Below are 5,997 nucleotides of genomic sequence, written 5' to 3' on the forward strand. Positions count from 1 at the left end.
ATCGGATCACTGCTCGCCAAGGCCGATCACCAGATTGGCCGCGACAACCTCTTCAAGCCGGGCGAACCCGTCGCCATCGGCTTTGCCGCCGGGGCGCCGCTGGCGTTTCCGCAACCCAAGAACAACGGGACCAACCAGAGGGAAAACCACCATGTCGAAATCCTATCGTGACGGACTGCCGATAAGCCCCGAGAAATTCGTCGACCAACTGATGCGCCTGAAGCGCGGCTCGATCGGCCGGCGCGAATTCCTCGGCCTCACCGGCCTTGGCGTCGCCACCGCGGTGATGGCGCGCGAGCTCGGCATCATGCCGACGCCGGCCTACGCCGCCGAAAACCTCGGCGACCGCATGTCGATCGCCACCTGGCCGAACTATCACGACCCCGCGACGTTCGAGAGCTTCAAGGCCGAGACCGGCGTTGCCGTCGAGGTCAACGTCTTCGGCTCGAACGAGGAGATGCTGGCCAAGCTGCAGGCCGGCGGCTCGGGCTGGAGCCTGTTCGTGCCGACCAACTACACGATCTCGACCTACAAGAAGCTCGACATCATCGAAGCGCTCGACATGGCCAAGCTCGGCAATTTCGACGGTTCGCAGGAGGATCCGCGCTTTACCTCGGAAGGCACGATCGACGGGACGATCTACGCCGTGCCGAAGAACTGGGGCACGACCGGCATCGCGATCAACACCAAGAAGCTGACCAAGCCGATGACGAGCTGGAAGGAGTTCTGGGACACAGCCATGGCGGAAGGCGACGGCCGCACCATGGTGCATGACTATCAGCTCACCACGATCGGCAATGCGCTGAAATATTACGGCTATTCCTTCAACTCGCTGAAGCCGGACGAGCTCGCCAAGGCCGAGGAACTGCTGCTCAAGGTCAAGCCGCATCTGTTCGCGGTGTCGAGCGACTATCAGCCGTCGATGCGCGCCGGCGATGCCTGGATGACGATGTGCTGGACCAATGACGGGGCGCAACTCCATCGCGACATCCCGGAGATCGCCTATGTGCTCGGCAAGGAAGGCGGCGAGATCTGGACCGACTTCTACGCCATCCCGAAGGACGCGCCGAACAAGCCGGCCGGCTACGCGCTGCTCAACTACCTGATGAACCCGAAGGTCGCGGTGAAGGAGCACTTGGCCAATGGCGCGCCCTCGATCGATGCGCGCGTCAACGCGCTGCTGCCGAAGGAGGTGATGGACAATCCGATCCTCTACCCGGCGGCGGACCTGTTGAAGCCGCTGGAGTTCGGCGCCGCCGCGACGCTCACCGATCCGGGGCGCGCCGAGCTGATGGCGCGCTTCAAGTCGGCTTGAGCGGAACCGGCCACAAACCCGATCCAGGCAACGCGACCGGCGGGCAATTGCCCGCCGGCACCGAAGCGGCTTTTTCGATGCGCGGCACCCTCCTTCGCAAAAATCTTACGACCGCGCTGCTGCTCGCGCCGGCGACGCTGTGGCTGGTGGTATTCCTGGTCCTGCCGTTCGTCGCCATCGCCATCTTCAGCGTCGGCGAGCGGGCGCCCGAGGGAGGCTACCAGGCAGCTTTCACGCTTGCGCAATACGCCAACCTGCCGGCGCGGGCGACCGCGTTCTGGAACACGATGGTACTGGCGCCGGTCGGCGCCTTCGCCTGCCTGCTCGTCGCCTATCCGGTCGCCTACTATCTGGCGCTGCGCGCGCCGGAGCGCTGGCGGCTGATCCTGCTGGCGCTCGTCGTCATCCCGTTCTGGACCAGCCTTTTGATGCGCACCTATGCCTGGATGTATGTACTGGGCCGACGCGGCATCCCGGCCCTGCTTGCCTATGTCGGCGTCGAGGATGTCCGGCTGATCAACACGCCGGGCGCGGTGCTGCTCGGCATCGTCTACGGCTATCTGCCGCTGATGATCCTGCCGATCTATGTCAGCCTGGAGCGGCTCGACCGCAGGCTGCTGGAAGCGTCCGCCGATCTCGGCGCGACGCCGCTATCGACCTTCCTCGGCGTCACGCTGAGGCTGTCGCTGCCGGGCGTGATGACCGGCTTCTCGCTGGTGATGATCCTGCTGCTCGGCGAGTATCTGATCCCGACGCTGCTCGGCGGCGGCAAGGTGTTCTTCATCGGCAACGCGCTGGTCGACCTGTTCCTGCAGTCACGCAATTGGCCGTTCGGTTCGGCCATCGCCATCACGCTGGTGCTGGTCTCGGTGGTGGTGCTGATTGCCGCCAACCGCATCTCGGCCCGGCTGTCGGGCGCGCGCAGGGTGGACCTGATCTGATGCGCGCCTTCGTCGTTGCCGTCTTTGCTTTCCTCTATCTGCCGATCGCACTGGTGGTGCTGTTCTCCTTCAACGCCGGCCACCATGCCAGCGAGTTCACCGGCTTCTCGACGCAATGGTATGGCAAGGCGCTGTCGAACCCGTTCCTGGTCGAGGCGCTGAAGAACAGCCTGTTCATCGCCACCACCAGCGCGCTTTTGGCGGCGGTCGCCGGCACCGCCGCCGCGCTCGGCCTGCAGCGCGTCGGGGCGCGGACGCGGGCTGTCTTCGACGGGCTATTGGGCGCCGCGATCGTCGTTCCCGGCGTCGTCATCGGCATCTCGACGCTGGTCGCGCTCGTGCAGCTGTTCGGCGTCGTCAATCCGTTCCTCGCCGAGTTGTGGCCGGGCGACCAGCCGCCGCGCCTGGCGCTCGGTTACGGCTCGATCATCGCCGCGCATGGCCTGTTCTCGATGGCGCTGGTGGCGCTGATCGTCGGCACGCGCCTTGGCAGTCTCGACCGCAACCTGGTCGAGGCGTCGAGCGATCTCTACGCCACGCCGCTGACGACGTTCCGCTCGATTGTGCTGCCGCAGATCATGCCGGCGGTGATCGCCGGCTTCCTGCTCGCATTCACCTTTTCGTTCGACGACTTCATCATCGCCTTCTTCGTCGCCGGCGCGCAGACGACGCTGCCGATCTATGTCTTCGCCTCGATCCGCCGCGGCGTGACGCCGGAGATCAATGCCGTCGCGACCATTGTGCTCGTCGCCTCGGTGCTGCTCGTGGTGCTTGCCCAATGGCAGCTGCGCCGAAGAAAACAGTGAAAGACCGATCATGATCCTGAAAGACCGCATCGCCGTGGTTACGGGCGCCGGGTCCGGCATCGGGCGCGCCGGCGCCATGATCATGGGCAGGGAAGGGGCGACAGTGGTGATCGCCGACCGCGATCGGGCCGCCGGCGAGGCCGTTGCCTCCGACATCCGCGAAGCCGGCGGCCGCGCCGAAGCGGTCACGACCGACGTCGGCAACGACACCGCGGTCGAGGCGCTCATCGTCGGCACGCTCGGCAGGCATGGCCGGATCGACATATTGCACAACCATGCCGGCATCCAGGTCGGCGGCACGCTCACCGAAGTTGGCGTCGACGGCATGGATGCGTCGTGGCGGATCAATGTGCGGGCGCAGTTCGTTAGCGCCAAGACCGTGATGCCGGCGATGATCGCGCAGGGCGGTGGCGTCATCCTCAACACCGCCTCGAATTCGGGCGTCTTCTACGACCGCGAGATGATCGCCTATGCGACGTCGAAACATGCCGTGGTGGCGATGACCAGGCAGATGTCGCTCGACTATGCCAGGCACAATGTCCGCATCAACGCGCTTTGCCCAGGCTGGGTCGACACGCCGTTCAACGAGCCGTTCATCGCCCAGATGGGCGGGCGCGAGGCGATCGAAAACTATGTCCGGACCAAGATCCCGATGGGGCGCTGGGCAAGCGCCGACGAGATCGCCGAAGCGATCCTATTCCTCGTCTCCGACCGCTCCTCCTTCATGACCGGACAGGCGCTGGTGGTCGACGGTGGCGAAAGCATCGGCTGAGCCAAGGCTTCTCACACGTGCTTGCGGCCACCGGTGTCGCGGAACCAGCTGTCCGGGTAGGGATACCACCAACCCTGGATTTCCGGCTTGTGGTCGATGATCACCATCTTCGAACGGCGGAAGGCGTCGAGCCCCTGGCGCCCAAGCTCGCGACCAAGGCCGGAGGCCTTCCAGCCGCCGAAAGGCAGCGCATCATTGTCGATCAGCGGATTGTTGACCCAGACCATGCCGGCCTCGAGGCGCTCGGCCGCCTCGTGCGCTTCGGCGAGGTCGGTGGTGAACACCGAGGCGCCGAGGCCGAAGGGACTATCGTTGGCGAGCCTGATCGCCTCGTCGAAATCCTTCACGCGACAGATGGCGGCGACCGGCCCGAAACACTCCTCGCGCACGATCGCCATGTCCGGGGTGACGCCGGTGAGGATCGTCGGCTCGTAGAACCAGCCGGTGTTGTGCGCCGGCGGAATGCGCCCGCCGGTCACCGCCTTCGCGCCGTTGCGAACCGCGTCGTCGACCAGACGCATCACCTTGGCCCGTGCGGCTTCGCTGACCAGCGGGCCGATCTCGGTCCTGTCCAGGCCGTTACCGATCCTCAGCGCGCGGGTCTTTGCGGCGAAGAGATCGACGAAGCGGTCGTGCACGGCATCGACGACGAAGAAGCGCTCGGCCGAGGTGCAGACCTGGCCGGTGAGGTGGAAGGCCGCAGTGACGGAGCCGGCCGCCGCGACGTCGAGCGGGGCGTGTTGCGAGATGATCAGCGGATCGCTGCCGCCGGCCTCGATGACGCAAGGCTTCATGCACTCGGCGCACGCCACCGCGACGGCCTTGCCGGCGGCAACCGAACCGGTGAAGGCGACCGCATGGGTGCGGTCGGACCCGATCAGCGCCTGCGCCGTCGCAGCGCCACCGGGCAGGCAGGAGACGAGGCCTTCGGGCAGTGAACGGAACACCGTCATGTAGTCGAGCGTCGACAATGTCGTCGCCTCGGCAGGCTTGATGACGCAGGCATTGCCGGCGGCGAGCGAGGCGGCCACCGTCCAGCACATCAGCAGGATCGGGAAGTTATAGGGCATGATGTGGACGGAGACGCCGTAGGGCTCGTAGCGCGCGTACTGGAAGGAACCCGCCTGCGTCGTGCCGGCGACCTTGCCGGCCTCGTCGCGCGCCATCTCGGCATAGTAGCGGAAGATCGGTGCGCAATTGGCGATCTCGCCAATCGCTTCCGGATAGGGCTTGCCCATCTCGCGCACCATCAGCTCGGCGCAGCGGGTGAAGTCCGCCGCCTCGATGGCATTGGCCACCGAGTGCAAATGTTTGGCGCGGCTCTTGGCGTCGAGTTTTTTCCATGCCGCCTGCGCTGCGGTCGCGGCGGTCAACGCGGCGTCGATCTCACCATCGCTGGCGGCGGCGATGGTGCCCACCGTTTCGAGCGTCGCCGGATCGATCACCGGCTTTTGCGCACCGGTCGTCGGCCGGTAGTCCGGATTGACGAAGTATACCGGACGGTCGGGCGAGAACTGCATGGAATGATCCTCCCGGTCCGCTCAGCGGATCATGTAGACCTTCTTGATCGTCTCATGCACGGTGCAGACGCCCTTCCAGTCCTGCGGGAAGAACGCCGCCGTGTCGGGTTCGATCTCGATCACCTCGCCGGATTCATGCACATAGGTGCAGCGTCCCTCGAGGAAGTGGCAGAACTCGTCGCGGGTGACGTGGCAGTGCCATTTGCCCGGCGTGCAGACCCAAAGCCCGCATTCCGAGCGGCCTTCCGGCCCCTTGTAGAGGAGCTTGCCGGAGGTGTGGGACTGGCCCTCGATCATGGTCGGGATGACGCCCCAGTCGACGAGGTCGGTAATAGTGAGCGGCGATTGCATGGTCGGCGTGGTCATCGATTTTATCCTGTATTTCGTTGCGTGCTTACCGGCACATGAAGGCCTTGGTCAGCGTTTCGGTGATTTCAGAAGTGCCGGTCCAGCCGGCTGGGAAGAAGACCAGTGTCCCGGCCTCGACCGGGATCGTCTCGCCACTCTCGTGGATGTAGGTGCCGCGCCCCGACAGGAAATGGCAGAATTCGTCAACCGCGAAGGTGATGTGGCGCGTGCCGGGCGTGCACGACCAAAGCCCGCATTCGCTCGATCCGTCCGCGTGCTGGAACAGGACCTTGCC

At 65.4% G+C, this 5,997-nt stretch carries 7 protein-coding genes; 4 read left to right on the forward strand and 3 right to left on the reverse strand.

Annotated features, from left to right (window positions below):
* Positions 1-151 precede the first annotated feature (151 nt).
* The 4 genes from EN745_RS27780 to EN745_RS27795 all read left to right on the forward strand — a co-directional run bounded on the left by EN745_RS27780 (position 152) and on the right by EN745_RS27795 (position 3,834).
* Complete coding sequence (locus tag EN745_RS27780; RefSeq protein WP_126058174.1) at positions 152-1,315, forward strand: spermidine/putrescine ABC transporter substrate-binding protein; 1,164 nt, start codon at positions 152-154, stop codon at positions 1,313-1,315.
* Positions 1,316-1,392: 77 nt separating this feature from the next.
* Positions 1,393-2,256: an ABC transporter permease gene (locus tag EN745_RS27785; RefSeq protein ID WP_127422735.1), complete on the forward strand. Its 864-nt coding sequence runs from the start codon at positions 1,393-1,395 to the stop codon at positions 2,254-2,256.
* Positions 2,256-3,062: an ABC transporter permease gene (locus tag EN745_RS27790; RefSeq protein ID WP_127422731.1), complete on the forward strand. Its 807-nt coding sequence runs from the start codon at positions 2,256-2,258 to the stop codon at positions 3,060-3,062. Before EN745_RS27785 ends, EN745_RS27790 begins: the two co-directional genes overlap by 1 nt.
* A 10-nt stretch (positions 3,063-3,072) precedes the next feature.
* Positions 3,073-3,834, forward strand: coding sequence for a glucose 1-dehydrogenase (locus EN745_RS27795; protein ID WP_127422732.1), 762 nt, complete (start codon positions 3,073-3,075; stop codon positions 3,832-3,834).
* An 11-nt stretch (positions 3,835-3,845) separates the two neighbouring features.
* On the opposite strand, the gene EN745_RS27800 is transcribed toward EN745_RS27795, so the two are convergent.
* From EN745_RS27800 to EN745_RS27810, 3 genes are all read right to left on the reverse strand, one after another.
* Positions 3,846-5,354, reverse strand: a complete 1,509-nt coding sequence (locus EN745_RS27800) for an aldehyde dehydrogenase family protein (RefSeq protein WP_127422733.1) — start codon at positions 5,352-5,354, stop codon at positions 3,846-3,848.
* Between the two features lie 21 nt (positions 5,355-5,375).
* A complete protein-coding gene (locus tag EN745_RS27805) occupies positions 5,376-5,720 on the reverse strand; it encodes a cupin domain-containing protein (RefSeq protein WP_127422734.1) in 345 nt (114 codons plus the stop codon).
* Between the two features lie 28 nt (positions 5,721-5,748).
* Positions 5,749-5,997, reverse strand: a 249-nt coding sequence (locus EN745_RS27810) for a cupin domain-containing protein (protein ID WP_145992158.1), incomplete at its 5' end; no start/stop codon positions are given.

Origin of the sequence: Mesorhizobium sp. M4A.F.Ca.ET.022.05.2.1 (genome assembly GCF_003998845.1) — a bacterium.
GTDB lineage: Bacteria > Pseudomonadota > Alphaproteobacteria > Rhizobiales > Rhizobiaceae > Mesorhizobium.

What these genes read in the sequence shown, in the direction of transcription:
- EN745_RS27780 (WP_126058174.1), top strand. Translation starts at nt 152, where the DNA reads ATGTCGAAATCCTATCGTGACGGACTGCCGATAAGCCCCGAGAAATTC.
- EN745_RS27785 (WP_127422735.1), top strand. Translation starts at nt 1,393, where the DNA reads ATGCGCGGCACCCTCCTTCGCAAAAATCTTACGACCGCGCTGCTGCTC.
- EN745_RS27790 (WP_127422731.1), top strand. Translation starts at nt 2,256, where the DNA reads ATGCGCGCCTTCGTCGTTGCCGTCTTTGCTTTCCTCTATCTGCCGATC.
- EN745_RS27795 (WP_127422732.1), top strand. Translation starts at nt 3,073, where the DNA reads ATGATCCTGAAAGACCGCATCGCCGTGGTTACGGGCGCCGGGTCCGGC.
- EN745_RS27800 (WP_127422733.1), bottom strand. Translation starts at nt 5,354, where the DNA reads ATGCAGTTCTCGCCCGACCGTCCGGTATACTTCGTCAATCCGGACTAC.
- EN745_RS27805 (WP_127422734.1), bottom strand. Translation starts at nt 5,720, where the DNA reads ATGACCACGCCGACCATGCAATCGCCGCTCACTATTACCGACCTCGTC.